The following is an 18,469-nucleotide window of genomic DNA, read 5'->3' on the forward strand; positions in this document are numbered from 1 at the left end:
AGGCCCGGTACGGTCGCACGCGGCGGCCTCGGGGCGGGCTCAGCCTCCCGCGGTGGCCAAGGGCTCGCGGCGCATGGCCCACAGGGGCGGCCCGCCTCCCGGCAGGCGCAGCTCGCCCGTCACGGTGAAGCCGAAGTGCTCGTACACCGGCAGGTTGGCGGCCTTGGAGGACTCCAGGAGCACCGGAAGCCCGGCAGCGTCGGCCCGTGCGAGCCCGGAGCGCAGCAGTGCGGCGCCCTGCCCCCGTCCCTGTGCTGCCGGGTCCGCGCCGATCACGGCGAGGTACCAGTGGTCCTCCGCCGGGGTGTGCGCGGCAGCCGCCTCCACGGCCTGCAGGAACAGCGGCGCCCGGTCCCCGAGGAGGCCGGTCAGCTCCGCTGCGGTCTCCGCGTCGGGGACGGCCTTGGCCCGCCCCTGCGGCGGCACCCAGAACGCGGCCGCCGCGTCGGTGCGCTCGCAGACGCCGTGGTGGGCGTACTGGCGGGCGAAGAGGGTGCCGAAGTACTGCGCGAGCCGCGCCTCTCGGGCGGTGGGCTCGGGGAAGAACCAGGCCGTCATCGGGTCGTCGTGGAAGGCGCGGGCGAGGACGCCGCCGACGAGGAGGGTGTCGTCGAGCGTCGCGGTCCGCGGCGCGACGGGCTTCTTCTCGGTGGTCATGCGGACATCGTGCCCCGTGGCGATCTTGGTCCTGCGGCCGGGGCGGACGGGGGCCGGGTGCGGAGGAACGTTTCGCGTACCGGCTGCGCGGCCTACCGCAGCCCGTCCACGAAGGTCTGCCAGGCGGCGGCGCCGACCACCACGACCGGGCCGTGCGGGTTCTTGCTGTCCCGCACGGGCACGGTGGCTTCGGGGCAGCCGTCGGCGACCGCCACGCAGTCGCCGCCGGTGTTGCCGCTGTGGCTGGACGTCCGCCAGGCGGCGGCTCCGGCGACGGTGCACTCCACGCAGTCGCCGCCGTTGGGGCCGCTGTAACTGGACTTACGCCAAAGTGTGTTCGCCGGGGTCGTCTTGGTCTCCATAGCGTTCCTCCATCACGCGCTCGATCAGCGCCTTCGAGTCCCTTGCCGAGAGGGCGAGGGCCTGCATGCGAGCGTAGTGGAGTGAAGCCTCTCTGAAGACCTGCGGATCGGCGGTCATGTGGCCTGACATCATGTCCTCGGTGTAGAAGACATCCGGATGCGCATCGAACCTGAGCATGTTGAACGCCCCTGCCAGTCCCGGGTGTTCACCCACCTCGTTCGGCAGCACCTGGATCTGCATCCACCGGTGTCCGCCCAGCTCCAACAGGCGCTCCAGTTGGGCCCGCATCACCGCGCGGCCGCCGATCGGCCGGTGCAGCACCGCCTCGTCCAGCACCACCAGCGCCAGCGGCGGCTGTTCGCGCTCAAGGATGCGCTGGCGCTCCATCCTGGCCGCCACCAGCCCGTCGAGACCGTCCGGTTCGCCCGTCGCGAGCACCGCACGCGCGTACGCCTCGGTCTGGAGCAGCCCGTAGACCAACTGGGCCTGGTAGGTGGAGATGTACGCGGCCTTCGCCTCCATCTCCGCGTACGGCTGGAACCAGCTGGGGAGTTGGCTGCGCAGCACCAGTCCGATCAGCCGGGAGAACACCCCGTCCGTGCCGAGGGCGGCATCCACCCGCTCGGAGAACTCCCTGGTGGGGACCTTCTTGGTGGTCTCGATCTGGCCGATGAGCGAGCCCGTGCAGAAGACGATCTCGCCGAGCTGGCCCTGTCTGAGGCCCTGCGCCTCGCGCAGGCGGCGCAGCTCCCAGCCGTAGTAGTCGAGCGGGGACGCACTGGGGTCGAGTGACTGGACGTTGGCCACGGCGGGCACCTCCGGTCGGCAACGCCTCGCGGCGTTCGGTTCCTTGCGTAGCAGAGCGTAGCCAGTGCATCGCACTCTGGTGGCATGGATCACGCAACTCACCCCCACGAGGCGGACGTGCGCCCCCACGTCGCGGACCGCCGCCCCGGAGAGACCGCCTACCGGGCGGAGTTCGCCGTCGCCGAGCACTCCGCCCGCCATCTCCGCCGCATCCTGTACCTCCACCTCTCCGCCTGGGAGCTGCCCGAACTCGCCGACGCCGCCGGGCTGGCGCTCACCGAGCTGGTCGCCAACGTGGTGCGCCACGTCCCCGGCCGCCGCTGCCGGATGGTGCTGGCGCGGATCGGCGGCGGGGTCCGGGTGGAGGTCGCCGACGACGGCCCCGGGCTGCCCGCCCCGGCGCGGGGCGGGCCCCTTGAGGCCGAGGGCGGCCGGGGGCTGGTGCTGGTGGACGCCGTCACCGACCGGTGGGGTGTGCGGCCGGGCCCGGGCGGGCGGGGCAAGACGGTGTGGTTCGAGTGCCGGGCCGGGCACGCCGGGGACGGCACCGCCCCACCCTCGTAGGACGCCGCTCAGCGCAGAGCGCTCTTCGCCCGCCACTGGTCGAAGGAGAGGTTCCACGCGCCGAAGCCGTTGCCCGGCGCGGGGACGCCCTTGGTGTCGCGCCCGGTGATCTCGAAGGGGTCGCCGGGGCGGACCTGGGCGTAGAGCCAGGCGGCGTCGGCGTCGCGCATGCCGATGCACCCCGAACTCCGGTTGGCCCGGCCCATCCAGCGGTCGTTCCAGGGCGCGGCGTGCGCGTACATGCCCGACCAGGTCAGCCGCATCGAGGAGTCGACCAGTTTGTCGTAGGCGTCGCCGAGGCCGACCGTCTCGGAGTTCATGGTGATCGTGCCCTCCCTGGCCATCAGCACCGAGGTGCCGCGCCAGGAGCGCTTGTCGCCGCCGGGGGTGCCGCCGGAGACGGGGATCGTGCGCACCGCCCCGCCGTCCCGGGTCAGGGTGAGCCGCTTCGCGTCCAGGTCGACCGTCACGATCTGCCGTGCGCCCACGGTGAAGCGGGTCGTGTAGTCGCGGACGAACCAGCCCCCGTCGCCCGAGTCGGTGCCGTTGAGCTCGGCCTTCACGGTCACCTCGGTGCCGGGCTTCCAGTACGCGGCGGGCCGCCAGTCCACCCGGTCGCGCCCTGACCAGTCCTCGATCCAGCCCCAGGAGCCCTCGGTGCCGTCGGAGGTGGTGACCCGCAACTGCCGCTCCACGGCTGCCTTGTCGGTGACCGGGTGGTCGAACACCAGGGATATGGGTTGGGCGACGCCCACCGTGGCACCCGCGCCCGGGCGCCAGTCCACCGTGTTGACCTTCCCGGGAGGTGCCGTGGTGAAGGTGCTCCTCGACGTCGCCCGGCTGCCGGACGCCGTGGTGGTCACGGCCGTCACGGTGTAGGAGGCGCCGGGCGCGGCCTTGCGGACGGAGGTCCAGGTCCGCCCGTCCGCCGAGGGCTTCCCCGCGAGGCTGCGGCTCTCGGCGTCGGCCACCGTCACCGCGGACAGCGTGCCCCCGGTCGCGGTGACCGTCACCGGTACGCCCGCCCGGGCGGAGGTGCCCCCGGGGGTCACGGCCACCGACGCCGGGAGATCCGGGCCCGTGTCCGCGACGGCCCCGTCGGAGCCCTCCGAACAGGCGGCGAGCGGTGCCAGCAGCAGGGCCGCCGCGGCGATGCGGGTGCGTACGGGGTGCGGGATCGGGGTCAAGGCGACCATCCTCCGTCAGTCGTGGCCATCCGGGTGCCGGGAAGGGCGGACACGACTGTAGGCAGGAGAAAACCCCAGCTCAGCGGGGATGCGGCTGTGTGACGGCGACTGAAGGGGAACGGTCATCGTCCCGTCACACGGGCTGCGCGGGGCCGTCATCGCCGGTGGTGGGCATCGGGCCGCCTCGGCGACGACGCAACGAGGTCCCACCGTGTCCGCGCTGCTCCTCCCGGCGGCGGCCGGGGGCCGGGAGGCGACGATCGCCCCGGTCACCCCGATGCCTCCATGCGCGGGGTACCCTCCACCCTCGACCCCGAGGGGCGCGGATCCGGACGGCTGCGCCGGAAGCCGGGGACCGGGGGAGAGGCCGTGGAGACCTCGGGGGAACGGGAGAGACCGCTGGACGGCACCGCCAACCACGCACTGCACCGGGCACACCGGGCACACCGGGTACCTCAGGCGCACCAGGCGTCCCAGGCACGCCGGTGACGGCCGCCGGTCGCACGGGAGCGCAGGCACCGGGGTGGGAGAGCCGGCCACCGGGAGCGCAGGCACCGCCCTCGCCGGGGGCCACCGCGAGGCCGGGCGCGCCCGTGAGGCCGGGCGAGACCGCGAGGCCAGGCGCGCCCGAGTCGCCGGACCGGGCCCCCTCCGCCCCGTCCACCCCGTCCGCCCCGTCCACCCCCTCCGCCCCGGCCTCCCCCTCCGCCCCGGCCTCCCCCTCCGCCTCGGGCGCCCCCTCCGCCTCCGAGGCCCCGGCGCCCCCGGGCGGCGGCCGACCGGGGCCCGCCCCCGACGCGCCCTCCCTCGCACGCAGCGGCCTGGTCATGGCGGCGGGGTCCCTGGTCTCCCGGGCCACCGGCTTCGCGCGCTCCGCCGTGGTCGCCGCCGCGCTCGGCGTGGGCGTGGTCGCCGACGGCTACGCCGTCGCCAACGCCGTCCCCACCATCGTCTACACCCTGCTCGTCGGCGGGGCGCTCAACGCCGTCTTCGTGCCCGAGCTGGTGCGGGCCGCCAAGGAGCACGCGGACGGCGGCGCCGCCTACACCGACCGCCTGCTCACCGCCTGCCTCCTCGCCCTGGCCGCGCTCACCGCCGCCGCCGTGTGGGCCGCCCCCGCACTCGTCGGCGCCTACACCGGCTACGACGGCGAACAGGGCGCGATGACGGTCGCGTTCGCGCGCTACTGCCTGCCGCAGATCTTCTTCCTCGGGCTGTTCACCCTGCTGGGGCAGGTGCTCAACGCCCGCGGCCGGTTCGGCGCGATGATGTGGACGCCCGTGCTCAACAACGTGGTCGTCATCGCCGTCTTCGCCCTCTACCTGTCGGTGGCCGCGGACGGCGGCGGAGCGCCGCCCACGGACGCCCAGACCGCACTGCTCGGCTGGGGCACCACCGCGGGCATCGCGGTGCAGGCCGCCGCCCTGCTCCCCGCGCTGCGGTCGGCGCGCTTCCGCTACCGGCCGCGCCTGGACTGGCGCGGCTCCGGCCTGGCCCGGCCGCTGCGCTCGGCCGGCTGGCTGGTGCTCCTCGTCCTCACCAACCAGGCCGCCTACCTGGTCACGACCCGGCTGGCGACCTCCGCGGGCCTCGCCGCCGCGGCCGGGGGCACCGAGGGCGCCGGATTCAGCGCGTACACCAACGCCTACGTGCTGTGGGCCGTCCCGCACGGCATCGTCACCGTCTCCCTGATGACCGCGCTGCTGCCCCGGATGAGCGCCGCCGCCGCGGACGGGGACATCCGCGCGCTGACCGGGGACGCCGCACTGGCGCTGCGCCGCACCGCCGCCCTCGTGGTGCCCGCCGCCTGCGCGCTGTTCGCGCTGGCGCACCCCCTGATGGCCACGGTGTTCGGGTACGGGCGCACCGGGGCGGACGGCGCGGCCGCCATGGCGGGCGTGCTGATGGCCTTCGCCCCCGGGCTGGTCGCCTTCTCCGGCCAGTACGTGCTCTCCCGCACCTTCTACGCGCTGTCCGACACCCGCACCCCCTTCCTGCTGAACCTGGTGATCGCCGGGCTCAACACCGCCCTGTCGCTCGCGGCCTGGTGGCTGCTGCCCGCCCGCTGGGCGGTCACCGGCATCGCCGGGGCGTACTCCGCCGCGCTGCTCGCCGGGTGGGCGGTCACGGCCGCCGTGCTCCACCGGCGGCTGTCCCGCCCCGACCCGGTGCCCGGACCGGCCGCCGGGGCCGCCGGCCCGCCGCGGCGGGGGCTCCTGCGCTCCGCCACGGCCGCCGCCCAGGCCCGGCTGGCCGTCGCCGCCGTTCCGGCCACCGTGCTGGGGTACCTCGTGGCGCGGTGGGCCGCGCCCGCGGGGCCGCCCGCCGCCGCGACCGCCGGGGCGGCGGCGATCGCCGGAGCGTTCCTGCTGTGCGCGCGCCCGCTGCGGCTGACCGAGCTGGAGGTGTGGACCGGGCGGGCCGCGGCCCGGCTCCGGCGCCCGCGGAGCGGCCGGTGAGGGAACCGGCGGCCCGCGGAGGTGCGTCGTCAAGGCGGGGGTGGGTGTCGCGGAGGGCGGCCGGCCCCGCCGCCCGGGGAGACCGCCCCGCCGGGCGCCCCGCGCCTCCTCCCGGCGCCGGAACGCCCCCGACCACTCAGGAGACACCGCCATGCCCCGCGTCCTGCTCGTCGAAGACGACCCCTCCGTGCGGGAGGGGGTCGAGCTCGGGCTGCGCCGCCGCGGCCACGAGGTGCGCACGGCCGCGACCGGTGAGGCCGGACTGGACGCGCTGAACGCCTTCCGCCCCGACCTGCTGCTGCTCGACCTGATGCTTCCCGGGATGAACGGCGTCCAGCTCTGCCGCCGCGTCCGGGAGAGCAGCCAGCTGCCGATCATCATGCTCACCGCCCGGGGCGACGACTTCGACGTGGTGGTCGGCCTGGAGGCGGGTGCCGACGACTACATCGTCAAGCCCGCCAGGACCGAGGTGGTCGCGGCCCGTATCCGCGCGGTGCTGCGCCGCATCGAGGACCCGGGCGCGGGCCGCCCCGCCGTCGAGCACCACGGGGAGCTCGCCGTGGACCGGGCCGGGCTCACCGTCGCCAAGGGCGGTGTCCGGCTCGCGCTGGCCCCCTCGGAGCTGAGGCTGCTGCTCCACCTCACGGCCGCACCCGAGCAGGTCTTCAGCCGCCAGCAGCTGCTGGAGCACGTGTGGGAGCACAGCTACCACGGGGACGCCCGGCTGGTCGACGCCTGTGTGCGGCGGCTGCGCACCAAGATCGAGGACACACCGGGGAACCCCCGCTACATCCAGACCCTGCGGGGCTTCGGCTACCGCTTCGGCCCGCTGTGAGCGGAGCCGCGGGCCCGATGGCGGGGCCCGGGTACGCCGTAGCGGGGGAGGACCCCCCGCCGGGCGGGCCCGGTTCGCCGGTCCCCACCGCGCCGGAGGCCCCCCCCGGGGGCACCCGCCCCCGCCGGGTGCGCCGCCGCTCAGGGGTGCGCCGCACCCTGGCCTTCGGGCTACGCACCCGCCTGGTGCTGGCCTTCCTCCTGGTGGCCGTCGCCAGCTCGGGCACCACCGCGGCGCTCACCTACCGCGAGGCCCGCAACGCGGTCCTCGTCAGCTCCCAGGACACCGCGGTCGCCTCCTTCCGGGAGCAGGCGCAGAACCTGGCCCCCGCGCTGCCGGTGGACCCCGGGGTCCTCCAGGAACTGCTGCGGGGCATCGCCGCCACCGCCAAGCCGCACCCCTGGGTGGTCTTCGCCGAGTACGGTTCCCTGCGCGTCTCCTCGGGGACGAACCCGACCTCCACGGTCGTCACCCCCGGGCTGCGGCGGGCCGTCCTGACCAGCAGCCACGCCTCCTTCGAGCGGGTCGTCAGCGACGGCGTCCCCTATCTGACCATCGGTGTGCCCGTGATGGTCCAGGTCGGGCCGGGCGGCGGCACGCTCCCGTCCGGTCTGGTGCTCTTCGCCGTCATGCAGATGACCGCGGAGCAGGCCGCGGTCGGCGCGCTCGTCACCGCCGCCCGCGACGGGGCGCTGCCGGGGCTGGCGGCCGCCCTGGTACCGGCGCTGCTCGCCTCCCGCAGCGTGCTGCGGCCGGTGCGGGAGCTGCGCGGCGCGGCCCGCTCGATGGGCAGCGGGCGGCTCGACGCCCGCATCCCCGTCCGGGGGCGGGACGAACTGGCCGACCTGGCACGGACGTTCAACGAGTCGGCGGGCCAACTGGAGCACTCCGTGGACGAACTGCAGCAGGCCGAGGTCCGGGCCCGCCGCTTCGCCGCCGACGTCTCGCACGAACTGCGCACCCCGCTCGCGGGGATGCTGGCCGTCACCGAGGTGCTGGACGAGGACGCCGGCGGCCTGGACCCGGACACCGCACGCGCCGTACGGCTGGTGAGCACCGAGACCGGTCGGCTCGCGGTACTCGTGGAGGACCTGATGGAGATCTCCCGCTTCGACGCCCGGGCGGCGGAGCTGAACACCGACGAGGTCGACGCGGCGGAGGCGATCCTGCGGACGCTGCACAGCCGCCGCTGGACCGGCAGGGTCCGCACCGACCTGCCCGAGGGGGTCCGCATCCGGCTCGACCCGCGCCGCTTCGACGTGGTCCTCGCCAACCTCGTCGGCAACGCGCTGCGCCACGGAGGCGAACCGGTCACCGTGCGCGCCCGCACCCGCTCGGGCGCCGACGGGCGCGGGACCCTGCTCGTCGAGGTCGCCGACGCGGGCCCCGGCATCCGGCCCGAGGTCCTGCCGCACATCTTCGACCGCTTCTACAAGGCCGACGCCGCCCGCACCCGGTCCGCGGGCAGCGGCCTCGGGCTGGCGATCACCCTGGAGAACGTGCGCCTCCACGGCGGCACCGTCGAGGCGGCCAACGCCCCCGGCGGCGGGGCGGTCCTCACGGTGGAACTCCCCCTGGACGGCGCCGGAGCAGCGGCGGCCTCCCCATGACCGCGACCACCACCCGGAACCGACGCGCCCCCGGCGTCCCCCGCACCACCCGGTACCCCCGCGCCGCGCGGCCCCGGCGGGCCCGCCGCCCCGGGCCGCTGCGCACCTGGGCCCTGTGCGCCGCCGCCCTCGCGGCACTCCCGGCAGCCGGGGGCTGCGGCATCCGGGAGACCGACGTCATCGCGGCGGGCGGCCCGGCCACCGTGGACGTGCTCCCGGCCTGGGAGGTGCGGATGCTGCTCTTCCTGCGCACCCCCGAGGGGGCGGTGGTGCCCGTCCCCCGCGAGACCGCGGAGGGGCCGCCGGACGGCGCGCTCGACGGGCGCCACCCGACGGAGGAGGGCAGGCCCGGGCCGCCGCCGCCCGTGCGGACGGTCACCGCGCTGCTCGCCGGGCCGGACGAGGACGAGCGGCGGGCCGGCCTGGACAACGACCCGACGCTCCCCGGGCCCGCCGCGGTCCGCGAGGTCACCGCCTCAGGGACCACGGCCACCCTGGTCCTGGGCGCCCCGGTGGGCGGCATCGGGGAGGCGGGCCTGCGGCAGCTGGTCTGCACGGTCGCCCACGCACAGGACCGCGAGGGGGACCTCTCCGTGGTGGTCACCGGGAGCGACGGCCCGCTGCCCGCGGAGCGCTGCGCCCCGCTCCCCGCCCCGGCACCGACGGACTGAGGCGGCACCCGGCCGGGCCGGTCCGCGCCTACCGTCCCCGGAGCTCCGCGAGCACCGCGTCCGTCAGCGGGGGCCACGCCTCGATCGCCCACGGGCCGAAGTCCCGGTCGCTCAGGGCCACACAGGCGGCCCCCGCGTCCGGGTCGATCCACAGGAAGGTGCCGGACTGGCCGAAGTGGCCGAAGGTGCGCGGCGAGGAGGCGGAGCCGGTCCAGTGGGGCGACTTCCCGTCGCGGATCTCGAAGCCGAGGCCCCAGTCGTTGGGCTTCTGCTGCCCGTAGCCGGGCAGCACGCCGGACAGCCCGGGGTGGGCCACCGTCATCGCCTCAAGCACCGTGCGCGGGTCCAGCAGCCGGGGCGCCTGCACCTCGGCGGCGAAGCGCACCAGGTCGTCCACGGTGGACACCGCGTCCTTCGCCGGGGAGCCCTCCAGGGTGGTGGACGCCATGCCGAGCGGCTCCAGGACGGCCTGGCGCAGGTAGTCGGCGAAGGGGATGTCCGTCGCCTTCGCGATGTGGTCGCCCAGCGCCTCGAAGCCCGCGTTCGAGTAGATCCTGCGGGTGCCCGGCGCGGCCGTCACCCGGTCCTCGTCGAAGGCCAGCCCGGAGGTGTGGGCGAGCAGATGGCGCACGGTGGAGCCCGCAGGCCCGGCGGGCTCGTCCAGCTCGACGGCCCCCTCCTCGTACGCGATCAGGGCGGCGTAGGCGGCGAGGGGCTTGGTCACCGAGGCCAGCGGGAAGCGCCGGCCGGTGGGCCCGTGGGCCCCGGCGAGGCTCCCGTCCGCGCGTACGACGGCGACCGCCGCGGTGGGTACCGGCCAGTTCTCGATCATCGCCAGGCTCTGCATGGCCCCGAGCCTAGTGCCCCGCCGGACAGGCCCCTCCCGCGGGCGGGACCCGCCCCGCGGGCCCGCAGGCCGGGCCGCGTCAGCAGCGCAGCCGCATCGCCGGGTCGGGAGTGCGCACGAAACCGAGCGAGGTGTACAGCGGCTCCGCCTCCTCGGAGGCGCGCAGGTCCACCCGCCGGACGCCGCGGTCGCGGAACCAGCCCAGCAGCCCCTCCATGCACGCCCGGGAGAAGCCGCGGCGGCGCATGTCGGCATCCGTTGCGACACTGAACACGTACCCGGTCGTGCCCTGGGGGTTCCCCGGGCCGCCGAGGCGGTACTCGACGGTCCCGACCGCGCAGGCGGCCAGACCGCCCCCGGGGCGTTCGACGACGTACGCGGCGAGGTCCCCGTCCGCCTCGGCCAGCCGCCTGCGCAGGGTCGCGACCGCGGCAGGCTGCCAGTCGGTGTCCGGACCGGTGTCCGGATCGGGGCCGGAGAGGGACTCCTGCATGACCGTACGGAGACGTACCAGTTCCTCGGCGTCCTCGGGCATGGCGCGGCGCAGCGGGATCATGGAGCGACAGGGTAGTCCGGGCGCCCCGGCGGCCGCCGGGAGTTTCCGCGCGGGCCCGCGCTTGCCAGGCCGGCGCAGGCCCGCGCTTGCCTGGAGTGCACTCCAACCTCCTAGCGTGGAGGACATGACGGTGATCCCGAGCATCCCGGCGCCGGCCGCCGCCCCCGCGGGCCGCGGCACCGGCCCCTCCGAGCCGCGCCACCCGCGCCCCGACGGCCGCGACCGCTACACCATCGGCGAGGTGGCGTCGCTCACCGGCCTCACCGCGCACACCCTGCGCTGGTACGAGCGCATCGGGCTGATGCCGCACGTGGACCGCTCGCACACCGGGCAGCGCCGCTTCAGCAACCGCGACCTGGACTGGCTGGCCTTCGTGGCCAAGCTCCGGCTGACCGGGATGCCGGTCGCCGACATGGTCGCCTACGCCGAGATGGTCCGGATCGGCGAGGAGACCTTCGACGCCCGCCGCGCCCTGCTGGAGCGCACCCGCGAGGACACGGCCGCCCGGATCGCCGAACTCCGGGACACCCTCGCCGTCCTCGACCGCAAGATCGCTTACTACCACGACGCCGTCGCGGCGTCCGGGAAGGACTGAACCACCATGGCAGACCCCGTGATCGACCAGGTGCGCCTCGGCGCACAGGGCCCCCTCGTGGGCGTCCAGGGACTCGGCTGCATGGGCATGAGCGAGTTCTACGGCGCCACCGACGAGTCCGCCGCCCGCGAGACCCTCGACACCGCGCTGGAGCGGGGGGTCACCCTCCTCGACACCGCCGACATCTACGGCCGGGGCGCGAACGAGGAGTTCCTCGCCCCGTTCGTCGCCGCCCACCGCGACGAGATCACGATCGCCACCAAGTTCGCCGTCGACCGCAGCGCGGGTGACGAGAGGCGGATGGTGCGCAACGACCCGGCGTACATACGCCAGGCCGTCGAGGGCAGCCTGCGCCGCCTCGGCGTGGACGTGATCGACCTCTACTACATGCACCGCCGGGACCCGGCGGTGCCGCTGGCCGAGTCCGTCGGTGCCATGGGGGAGCTGGTCGAGCGCGGTCTCGTGCGCCACCTCGGGCTGAGCGAGGTGACGGGCGCGGAGCTGCGCGAGGCCTACGCGGTCCACCCGATCGCGGCCCTGCAGTCGGAGTGGTCCCTGTTCAGCCGCGACGTCGAGCGCAGCGCCGTGGGCGCGGCGGCCGAACTGGGTGTGGCCTTCGTCCCCTACTCGCCGCTCGGCCGGGGTTTCCTCACCGGCGCCTTCGCCGACGCCGGCACCGACCTGGGCACCGACGACTTCCGCCGCTACCAGCCCCGCTTCACCGGCGAGAACGCGGCCGCGAACGCCGCCCTGCTGAAGCCGGTGCACGAGATCGCCGCCGCCCGCGGGGCGACGGCGGCGCAGGTCGCCCTGGCCTGGGTGCAGCAGCGTGCCGAGGTGCACGGCCTGGCCGTCGTCCCGATCCCGGGCACCCGCAAGCCGTCCCGGCTGAGGGAGAACGTCGCCGCCACCGGGCTCCACCTGGACGCGGAGGAGCTGGCCGCGCTGGAGCCCATCGCCGACCGGGTGGCCGGCGACCGCTACCCCGACATGTCGACGACCTCGGCGGCCCGGGAGTAGGGCGCCCGCCGGGGCCGGCCCCGGCGGGTGCCGCGGCCGGTGCTCACAACTCCGCGAGCAGCTCCGCCTTCTTGCGGCTGAACTCCTCGTCCGTCACCAGACCCGCCCCGTGCAGGTCGCCGAGGTGGCGGATGCGGTCCGCGATGTCGGCGGGGTCCCGGCGCGGCTGCGCGGCGGTCAAAGCCGGGGCGGGACTCTGGCTGCGCACGGCCTGCAGCACCGCGGCGGCGAAGGGCAGGGACTCGTGCAGCAGCCCGTAGCCGAGGCCGAAGACCACCGCGGCGGGGTCCTGGTCCGGCTGCGGGGCGCCGGGGCCGCCGCCGCGGGGGAGCAGCCGCAGGTACCCGCCCAGCACCTCCGGCGAGCGCCACTCGACGCCGCTGAGCTCCGAGAGCGCGAAACTCTGGTCGCCGGCCTTCCACTTGGCGGTGGTCGCGCCCGTCCAGTACCAGCGGAACGCGACCCGGGAGCCGTCGAACGTCGCTTTTCCGTCATACGCCTTGAAGCCCAGCGGTGCCTCGGGAGCGGTCACCAAGTAGCGTTCGGCGCTCTCCCCGGCCTCCGGGCCGAGCCGCGACCGCAGCTCCTCGGTGTAGTACTCGGCCAGCGTCTCGCGTTCCCCGGGCAGTACCAGCCGGTAGGGGTCGACCCCCTCCTTCAACTGCCCCGCGGCCGCCTCCATCAGGGGGTCCGCGCCGGGTCTCGGGGCGGCGTGCAGCACGACGGTGCCCCGCTTGCCGGGGGACAGCTCCACCGTGGCCAGCGCCTCGTAGGGGATGCGCCGTTCACGCAGCACGGAGAACAACCTCGGTGCGCGGATACCCCGTTCGAAGCGGATGAGCACGGAGTCGGTGTCGAACTCCCACGTGGCGTGCATTCCGGCCAGTACGTCACCCATGTGCCACATCGTATGCGTCCGGGGCCTGTCCGTCGCCCCTCCGAGGCAAGCCGTTCGCCCCGTGCTCTACGCGCGTTCGCCGCTCTCCGCGCCGAACGCCCCCTTCCGGCAGGAGGCACCGCCGTCGGCGCAGTGGACGGCCGAGTAGGCTCCCACGCCGATCGCCGCGAAGTTGCCGAGGCTGTCCGTGCCCGGCTCGAAGTAGCCGGTGTGGCCCACCGCGCGCACGGCGGAGACCACGCGCGCACCGAACTCCGGCGCCACCGGGTCCTCCCCGTGCCCGAGGTCGCCGACCGCCAGGTGCGGCACGTCCTCGATCCAGTCGTCGGCGTCCCGGGCGGCCCAGATCCGCGCGGTGGTGCCGAGGCCGGCCACGTCGTCGGCGCGCATCCCCGGGCTCCCGGCGACGGTGACGTCCACCACCCGGGCGGGCAGGTGCCGGGCGGCCACACCGCACACGACCGAGCCGTAGCTGTGGCAGAACAGCGCCACCCGGGAGCGGCCCGGCAGCGCCTCGGTGAAGGCGGTCAGCCGCACCGCACCCAGCTCGGCGAGGCGTCCGGTGGCCGAGTCCATGCCCACTCCGGCGGGAGAGGTGTAGTCCGCCCAGGCGACCACGGCGCTGCGCACCGAGGGGGCCGCCCGCCGCTCGGCGGCGTGGAGCGCCCTCGCCATGCCGACCGGCGCCGAGTACCGGCGGGCGGTCCGCTGGAAGGTCAGTACGTTGGTGTCCACCCCGGGCACCACGACGGAGACCCGCTCGGCCCCGTCCAGGTCGCCGAAGACCTCCGCGACCCTGCCCTGCCCCGAGGGGTCGAAGGCGAGGATCCGGCGGTCCTCGCCCATCAGCGAGCTGAACCGGTGCACCCGCCGCGCGGCCTCGCGGCGCCCGTCGGCGGTCAGTCCGTTACCGGCCACCCGCTCCTCCTCCCGTGCGAGCGCCGAGGCGAGCGCCGCACGGTTGGCGAGGTAACGCAGTGTCACCGGGGCACCGTTGAGGTTGCCGACCACATGCGGGTACCGCGCGGCGAGCCGGGAGCCCTCCCGGGGCGTGAGCGAGTGGAAGAAGGCGGCGATCCGTGCGGGCGCGGCGTCGGCGGGAGGCAGCCTCCCGCCGGCGGCGGCGGCCTCGCGCCAGTGGGCCAACTCGGCGGCGAGAGCGGTGCGGGGGCCCTTCTGATGTCGCACGACGGTCCAGCCGGTGGTCGCCAGCATCATCAGGACCACGGCCAGGACGAGCAGGGCGCGCCGAGCGGTCGGGAGCGGGGCGGTGTCGATGGGAGTCACTGCGGGACACCCTAGGAGACGCGGGAGCGCCCGCACGGCGCGGGTGAGGCAGATCACGCGAGGGGACGGAATGCCTGCGGGAAGGGTGACGTTCCGTGCGCGTACGGTGCGCGGGAAGCACGGAGGGGCAGCCCCGAAGTACGCCCGGTGGCCGGCCTGTTCGCGTCGGTGCCGGGGCGGCCTCAGGCGTTCCGCGGCGTGGACGGGGGCCGCCAGTCGGCCGCGAGGGCGGGGCCGAGATGGGCCAGCCACTCCTCGGTGACCGTGCGGATGGCCTCCACGCTCGCGTCCCCGCCCCGGCCCCACTGCCGGCCCGCCGCCCGCATCACGCCCCCGAAGGCGGCCACGGCCACCCGCGGCCGCGGGTCGTGCGCCGGGTCCAGGCCCTCGCGCCGGGCGATCAGCCCGGCGAGGAGTTCCTCCGACTCGGCGGAGCGGCGCATGTGCGCGGCGAGCAGCACCGGGGTGGACTCGATCATCAGATAGCTGCGCATGTGCAGATCGATCGGGATGATCTCGGAGACGGCCTCCTCCACCGTGTCCCAGGCCGCGAACACCGCCGCGGTCAGCGCCTCGATCGGGCCCTCGCCCGCGGGGCGTTCGCGCAGCGCCGCCACGTAGTGCGACTCCATCAGGTCCTGGACCGCGAACGCCACCTCCTCCTTGCTGGAGAAGTAGCGGAAGAACGTGCGCTGCGAGACCTCCACGGCCTCCGCGATCTCGTCCACCGTGGTCCGCTCGTACCCCTGGCCGGTGAACAGCTCCAGTGCGACGCGCACCAGCGCGTCCCGGGTGCGCCGCTTCCTGCGGGCCCGCAGTCCGGTCGTCTCGACCGCCACGCCACCGTCCTTCTCCGAGAGCATCCGAACTGCTCAGGCTACCCGCGGGCGGCGGGTGGGGGAGTCGGCGGCCGGAGGTCCCGAACCCGTTTGTCAACTGTCAGCGACTGACATTAGCCTCCCGGTATGACTCGTCAGACCATCGTCGAAAAGGCTCCGGAGCAGCCCGGAGGCTCCCGGGACTCCGCGCCGCCCGCGCCGTCCGGGGGGCTGCGCGGCCATCCCTGGCTGACCCTGTTCGGCGTCGCCGTCGGCGTGATGATGGTGGCCCTGGACGGCACCATCGTCGCGATCGCCAACCCGGCGATCCAGAAGGACCTCGGCGCCTCCCTCTCCCAGGTCCAGTGGATCACCAACGGCTATCTGCTCGCCCTCGCCGTCGCGCTGATCACGGCCGGGAAGCTGGGCGACCGCTTCGGCCACCGCCAGACCTTCCTCATCGGCATCGCCGGCTTCGCGGCGGCCTCGGCCGCCATCGGGCTCTCCGGCTCCATCGCCCTGGTGATCCTCTTCCGGGTCCTCCAGGGACTGTTCGGCGCCCTGCTGATGCCGGCCGCCCTCGGTCTGCTGCGGGCCACCTTCCCCGCCGAGAAGCTCAACATGGCGATCGGCATCTGGGGCATGGTGATCGGCGCCTCCACCGCGGGCGGCCCGATCCTCGGCGGGCTGCTGGTCGAGCACGTCAGCTGGCAGTCGGTCTTCTTCATCAACGTGCCGGTCGGGGTGGTCGCCCTCGCCCTCGGCCTGGTGATCCTCAGGGACCACCGTGCCGAGAACGCCCCGCGCTCCTTCGACATCCCCGGCATCCTGCTGCTCTCGGGCGCCATGGGCGCCCTGGTCTACGGGCTGATCAAGGCCGGGGAGTCCTGGGGCTGGGGCGGGACGAGGACCTGGCTGTGCCTCGGCGGCGCCGTCCTGCTCTTCGTGCTGTTCGCCCTCTGGGAGACCCGGGTCGGGGAACCGCTCATCCCGCTCGGGATGTTCCGCTCCGTCCCGCTGTCGGCCGGCACCGTGCTGATGGTGCTCATGGCCTTCGCCTTCATGGGCGGGCTGTTCTTCGTGACCTTCTACCTCCAGGGCGTCCGGGAGCTCAGCCCGGTCGACAGCGGGCTGCGGCTGCTGCCGCTGACCGCCATGATGATCGTCTCCTCGCCGCTCGCCGGGGCCCTGATCACCCGGTTCGGACCGCGGGTCCCGCTGGTCGGCGGCATGGTCTGCACCGCCGTCGCCATGTTCGGCATGACGACCCTCACCGACGGCACCTCCACGACCGCGATGTCCCTCTGGTTCGCCCTCCTCGGCCTCGGGCTCGCCCCGGTGATGGTCGGCGCCACCGAGGTGATCGTCGGCAACGCCCCGCTGGAGCTCTCCGGTGTGGCGGGCGGGCTCCAGCAGGCCGCGATGCAGGTCGGCGGCGCGCTCGGCACCGCCGTGCTCGGCGCCGTGATGTCCTCCAGGGTCAGTGCCGAGTTCGCGGAGAACTGGACGGCCGCCGGGATCCCCGCCCCGCCGGACCCGCGGCTGGAGGAGGCCGCCGAGTTCGGCGCCGTGCCCGCCGGGCTCGCGGACGCACCGGGCATGACCCCCGAGCTGGCCTCGGCCATCGGCACGGTCGTCCACGACACCTTCATGTCCGGGATGAGCCTGGCGTTCACCGTCGCGGGTGTGGTGGCCGTGGTCGCGGCCGGGGTCGCGACGCTGGCCAGGCGCGGTGCCAACGCCGACGCGGCCGGCGGCGGCGTGCACGTCTGACGCACCCCGTGCCGCGCGACGGCCCCCCGCCCACCCGGCGGGGGGCCGTCGCCCGTCCGGATGATCCTCGCCGAGGACCCTTCCCCGGCCGGGGCGGGCGGCGCGAGGCTGCGGGGGACCGCTCCTCCCCTCCCGCACCGACACCACGGGGGTCGACCCGCATGCCCAGGACCCTGATCGCCGCCGTCCCCGCCCTCGCCGCACTGCTCTCCCCGGCGGCGCTGCCGCCCTCCGCCGCGGCCGTGCCCGCACCGGCCGCCGCCCGGGGCGGCGACTGCGCCGCCGGGGAGCTGTGCCTGTGGACGGAGCCGGGCTTCCGCGGCACCCTCCGCACCTACGAACTGGCGGCCACCGGGGTGGAGGACTGCACCCCCCTGCCCGCGGGGGCGGACGCCGCCTCGCTCGCCAACCGCACGGGACGCCCGGTGACCACCTACCAGTCCGCCGAGTGCGCCGGGACGGGCGAGTTCGAGACCTACCCGGGCAGCGGGACCTGGGTGCCGCTCTCCCCCTACCGGGTGCGGGCCTTCACGGTCTGGGAGCACTGAGCCCGGCGGGTCCGGGAGCATCCGGCCCGCCCGTACCGGGCCCTGGCCCTCGCCGCACCGCTCAGCCCCCGGGCCCCTGCACCGGCACCCCGGAGCGCCCCGGGGCGTCCGCCCCGTCCGGCGCCGCCCCCGCCTCCGCGGCGCCGGGACCGTCCGGCGCCGTGCCCGCGGACAGCCGGGCCACCTCCGAGCGCAGCACCCGCACCTCCGCCGTGAGGGCCTCCAGGAGCTCCGTCTGGCGGCGCTCCATCGCGTCGTCCCGCTCGAAGCGGGAGATGAACCAGGCGGCGATGTTGGCCGTGACGACACCCAGCAGGGCGATCCCGGAGATCATCAGCCCCACCGCGAGCAGCCGCCCGAGCCCCGTGGTGGGCGCCAGGTCGCCGTAGCCGACGGTCGTCATCGTGGTGAAGGACCACCACACGGCGTCCCCGAGGGTCTTGATGTTGCCCTCGGGCGCGTCCCGCTCCACCCGCAGCACCGCCAGGGAGCCGAACATCATCAGGCCCACCACCGAACCGCCGACGTAGGTGGTCAGCGTGATCTGCGGCGCCATCCTGGCCCGCCGCCCCGCCAGCAGCACGGTGGACACCAGCCGCAGCAGCCGCAGCGGCTGGATCAGCGGCAGGAGCACCGCGCACAGGTCCAGCGGATGGCGGCGCACGAACTCCCACTTCGCGGGCGCCAGCGACAGCCGGACCGTGTAGTCCACCGCGAACGCGGCCCACACCAGCCACTCGACGCCCGTGCAGGCGCCGTGGACCCACGACGGGGCACCGGGCGTCATGATCGGCACGGCGTAGGCGACGGCGAAGGCCACCGCCAGGGCCAGCAGGGGGTTCTGCATCCGCTGCTCCCAGCGGACCTGCGCGTTCCGGACTTTCATGCCCAGCATCGTAGGGACCCCCGGACACGGTCCGGACACGGTCCGGGCGGCGGGTCCCCGTCCCGCACGGCCCGGGGGCGGCGGACCA

The 18,469-nt window shown here is 75.4% G+C and carries 19 protein-coding genes and 1 pseudogene; 10 read left to right on the forward strand and 10 right to left on the reverse strand.

Features of this window, described 5'->3' with window-relative positions; genetic code table 11:
- Window positions 1–39 precede the first annotated feature (39 nt).
- From ACGF15_RS22710 to ACGF15_RS22720, 3 genes are all read right to left on the reverse strand, one after another.
- Window positions 40–657 carry a GNAT family N-acetyltransferase gene (locus ACGF15_RS22710; protein ID WP_392801423.1) on the reverse strand — a complete coding sequence of 206 codons (618 nt, stop codon included), beginning with the start codon at window positions 655–657 and terminating at the stop codon, window positions 40–42.
- A gap of 92 nt (window positions 658–749) precedes the next feature.
- A complete protein-coding gene (locus ACGF15_RS22715) occupies window positions 750–1,019 on the reverse strand; it encodes a DUF397 domain-containing protein (RefSeq protein WP_256523895.1) in 270 nt (89 codons plus the stop codon).
- Window positions 979–1,827, reverse strand: coding sequence for a helix-turn-helix transcriptional regulator (locus tag ACGF15_RS22720; protein ID WP_256523894.1), 849 nt, complete (start codon window positions 1,825–1,827; stop codon window positions 979–981). Before ACGF15_RS22720 ends, ACGF15_RS22715 begins: the two co-directional genes overlap by 41 nt.
- An 84-nt stretch (window positions 1,828–1,911) precedes the next feature.
- On the opposite strand from ACGF15_RS22720, the gene ACGF15_RS22725 reads away from it, so the two are divergent.
- The gene (locus ACGF15_RS22725; RefSeq protein WP_345610261.1) at window positions 1,912–2,391 is read left to right on the forward strand and encodes an ATP-binding protein; all 480 of its coding nucleotides are present in this window, start codon (window positions 1,912–1,914) and stop codon (window positions 2,389–2,391) included.
- 8 nt (window positions 2,392–2,399) lie between these two features.
- Here ACGF15_RS22725 and ACGF15_RS22730 read toward each other — a convergent pair whose 3' ends face one another.
- Entirely contained in the window at window positions 2,400–3,587 is a 1,188-nt protein-coding gene (locus tag ACGF15_RS22730; RefSeq protein ID WP_392801427.1) for an Ig-like domain-containing protein, read from the reverse strand.
- Between the two features lie 276 nt (window positions 3,588–3,863).
- Here ACGF15_RS22730 and ACGF15_RS22735 point away from each other — a divergent pair.
- The 5 genes and pseudogenes from ACGF15_RS22735 to ACGF15_RS22755 all read left to right on the forward strand — a co-directional run.
- A pseudogene (locus ACGF15_RS22735) lies at window positions 3,864–4,067 on the forward strand (hypothetical protein); the annotation flags it as partial.
- A 104-nt stretch (window positions 4,068–4,171) separates the two neighbouring features.
- Window positions 4,172–6,037 carry a murein biosynthesis integral membrane protein MurJ gene (gene murJ, locus ACGF15_RS22740; protein WP_392801430.1) on the forward strand — a complete coding sequence of 622 codons (1,866 nt, stop codon included), beginning with the start codon at window positions 4,172–4,174 and terminating at the stop codon, window positions 6,035–6,037.
- 151 nt (window positions 6,038–6,188) lie between these two features.
- A complete protein-coding gene (locus ACGF15_RS22745; RefSeq protein WP_392801433.1) occupies window positions 6,189–6,872 on the forward strand; it encodes a response regulator in 684 nt (227 codons plus the stop codon).
- A 17-nt stretch (window positions 6,873–6,889) separates the two neighbouring features.
- Window positions 6,890–8,482 (forward strand): sensor histidine kinase, encoded by a 1,593-nt coding sequence (locus ACGF15_RS22750; protein ID WP_392801435.1) that lies wholly within the window; start codon window positions 6,890–6,892, stop codon window positions 8,480–8,482.
- The gene (locus tag ACGF15_RS22755; RefSeq protein ID WP_362606875.1) at window positions 8,479–9,153 is read left to right on the forward strand and encodes a hypothetical protein; all 675 of its coding nucleotides are present in this window, start codon (window positions 8,479–8,481) and stop codon (window positions 9,151–9,153) included. The genes ACGF15_RS22750 and ACGF15_RS22755 overlap by 4 nt, the downstream gene beginning before the upstream one ends.
- A 28-nt stretch (window positions 9,154–9,181) precedes the next feature.
- Here ACGF15_RS22755 and ACGF15_RS22760 read toward each other — a convergent pair whose 3' ends face one another.
- Together ACGF15_RS22760 and ACGF15_RS22765 are read right to left on the reverse strand one after the other, a co-directional pair.
- On the reverse strand, window positions 9,182–10,000 hold the full coding sequence (locus ACGF15_RS22760) for a serine hydrolase domain-containing protein (protein WP_362606872.1): 819 nt from the start codon (window positions 9,998–10,000) through the stop codon (window positions 9,182–9,184).
- A 79-nt stretch (window positions 10,001–10,079) separates the two neighbouring features.
- A complete protein-coding gene (locus ACGF15_RS22765; protein ID WP_345610248.1) occupies window positions 10,080–10,556 on the reverse strand; it encodes a GNAT family N-acetyltransferase in 477 nt (158 codons plus the stop codon).
- Window positions 10,557–10,680: 124 nt separating this feature from the next.
- On the opposite strand from ACGF15_RS22765, the gene ACGF15_RS22770 reads away from it, so the two are divergent.
- Both ACGF15_RS22770 and ACGF15_RS22775 read left to right on the forward strand, forming a co-directional pair.
- Window positions 10,681–11,151, forward strand: a complete 471-nt coding sequence (locus ACGF15_RS22770) for a MerR family transcriptional regulator (protein ID WP_345610246.1) — start codon at window positions 10,681–10,683, stop codon at window positions 11,149–11,151.
- A gap of 6 nt (window positions 11,152–11,157) precedes the next feature.
- Entirely contained in the window at window positions 11,158–12,171 is a 1,014-nt protein-coding gene (locus ACGF15_RS22775) for an aldo/keto reductase (RefSeq protein ID WP_392801441.1), read from the forward strand.
- A gap of 43 nt (window positions 12,172–12,214) precedes the next feature.
- Here ACGF15_RS22775 and ACGF15_RS22780 read toward each other — a convergent pair whose 3' ends face one another.
- The 3 genes from ACGF15_RS22780 to ACGF15_RS22790 form a co-directional block, all read right to left on the reverse strand.
- Entirely contained in the window at window positions 12,215–13,069 is an 855-nt protein-coding gene (locus ACGF15_RS22780; RefSeq protein ID WP_345610242.1) for a DUF4429 domain-containing protein, read from the reverse strand.
- Window positions 13,070–13,135: 66 nt separating this feature from the next.
- Window positions 13,136–14,356, reverse strand: coding sequence for an alpha/beta hydrolase (locus ACGF15_RS22785; RefSeq protein ID WP_392801444.1), 1,221 nt, complete (start codon window positions 14,354–14,356; stop codon window positions 13,136–13,138).
- Window positions 14,357–14,538: 182 nt separating this feature from the next.
- Window positions 14,539–15,219, reverse strand: a complete 681-nt coding sequence (locus tag ACGF15_RS22790) for a TetR family transcriptional regulator (protein ID WP_345610238.1) — start codon at window positions 15,217–15,219, stop codon at window positions 14,539–14,541.
- Window positions 15,220–15,453: 234 nt separating this feature from the next.
- Here ACGF15_RS22790 and ACGF15_RS22795 point away from each other — a divergent pair, with 234 nt between their 5' ends.
- Window positions 15,454–16,947: an MFS transporter gene (locus ACGF15_RS22795; protein ID WP_392801647.1), complete on the forward strand. Its 1,494-nt coding sequence runs from the start codon at window positions 15,454–15,456 to the stop codon at window positions 16,945–16,947.
- Between the two features lie 161 nt (window positions 16,948–17,108).
- A complete protein-coding gene (locus ACGF15_RS22800; RefSeq protein ID WP_392801447.1) occupies window positions 17,109–17,495 on the forward strand; it encodes a peptidase inhibitor family I36 protein in 387 nt (128 codons plus the stop codon).
- Between the two features lie 61 nt (window positions 17,496–17,556).
- Here ACGF15_RS22800 and ACGF15_RS22805 read toward each other — a convergent pair whose 3' ends face one another.
- Complete coding sequence (locus ACGF15_RS22805) at window positions 17,557–18,390, reverse strand: potassium channel family protein (RefSeq protein ID WP_376429088.1); 834 nt, start codon at window positions 18,388–18,390, stop codon at window positions 17,557–17,559.
- Window positions 18,391–18,469 lie beyond the last annotated feature (79 nt).

The sequence above is a fragment of the Streptomyces sp. NPDC048001 genome, from assembly GCF_043203115.1.
GTDB classification, from domain to species: Bacteria; Actinomycetota; Actinomycetes; order Streptomycetales; family Streptomycetaceae; genus Streptomyces; species Streptomyces sanyensis.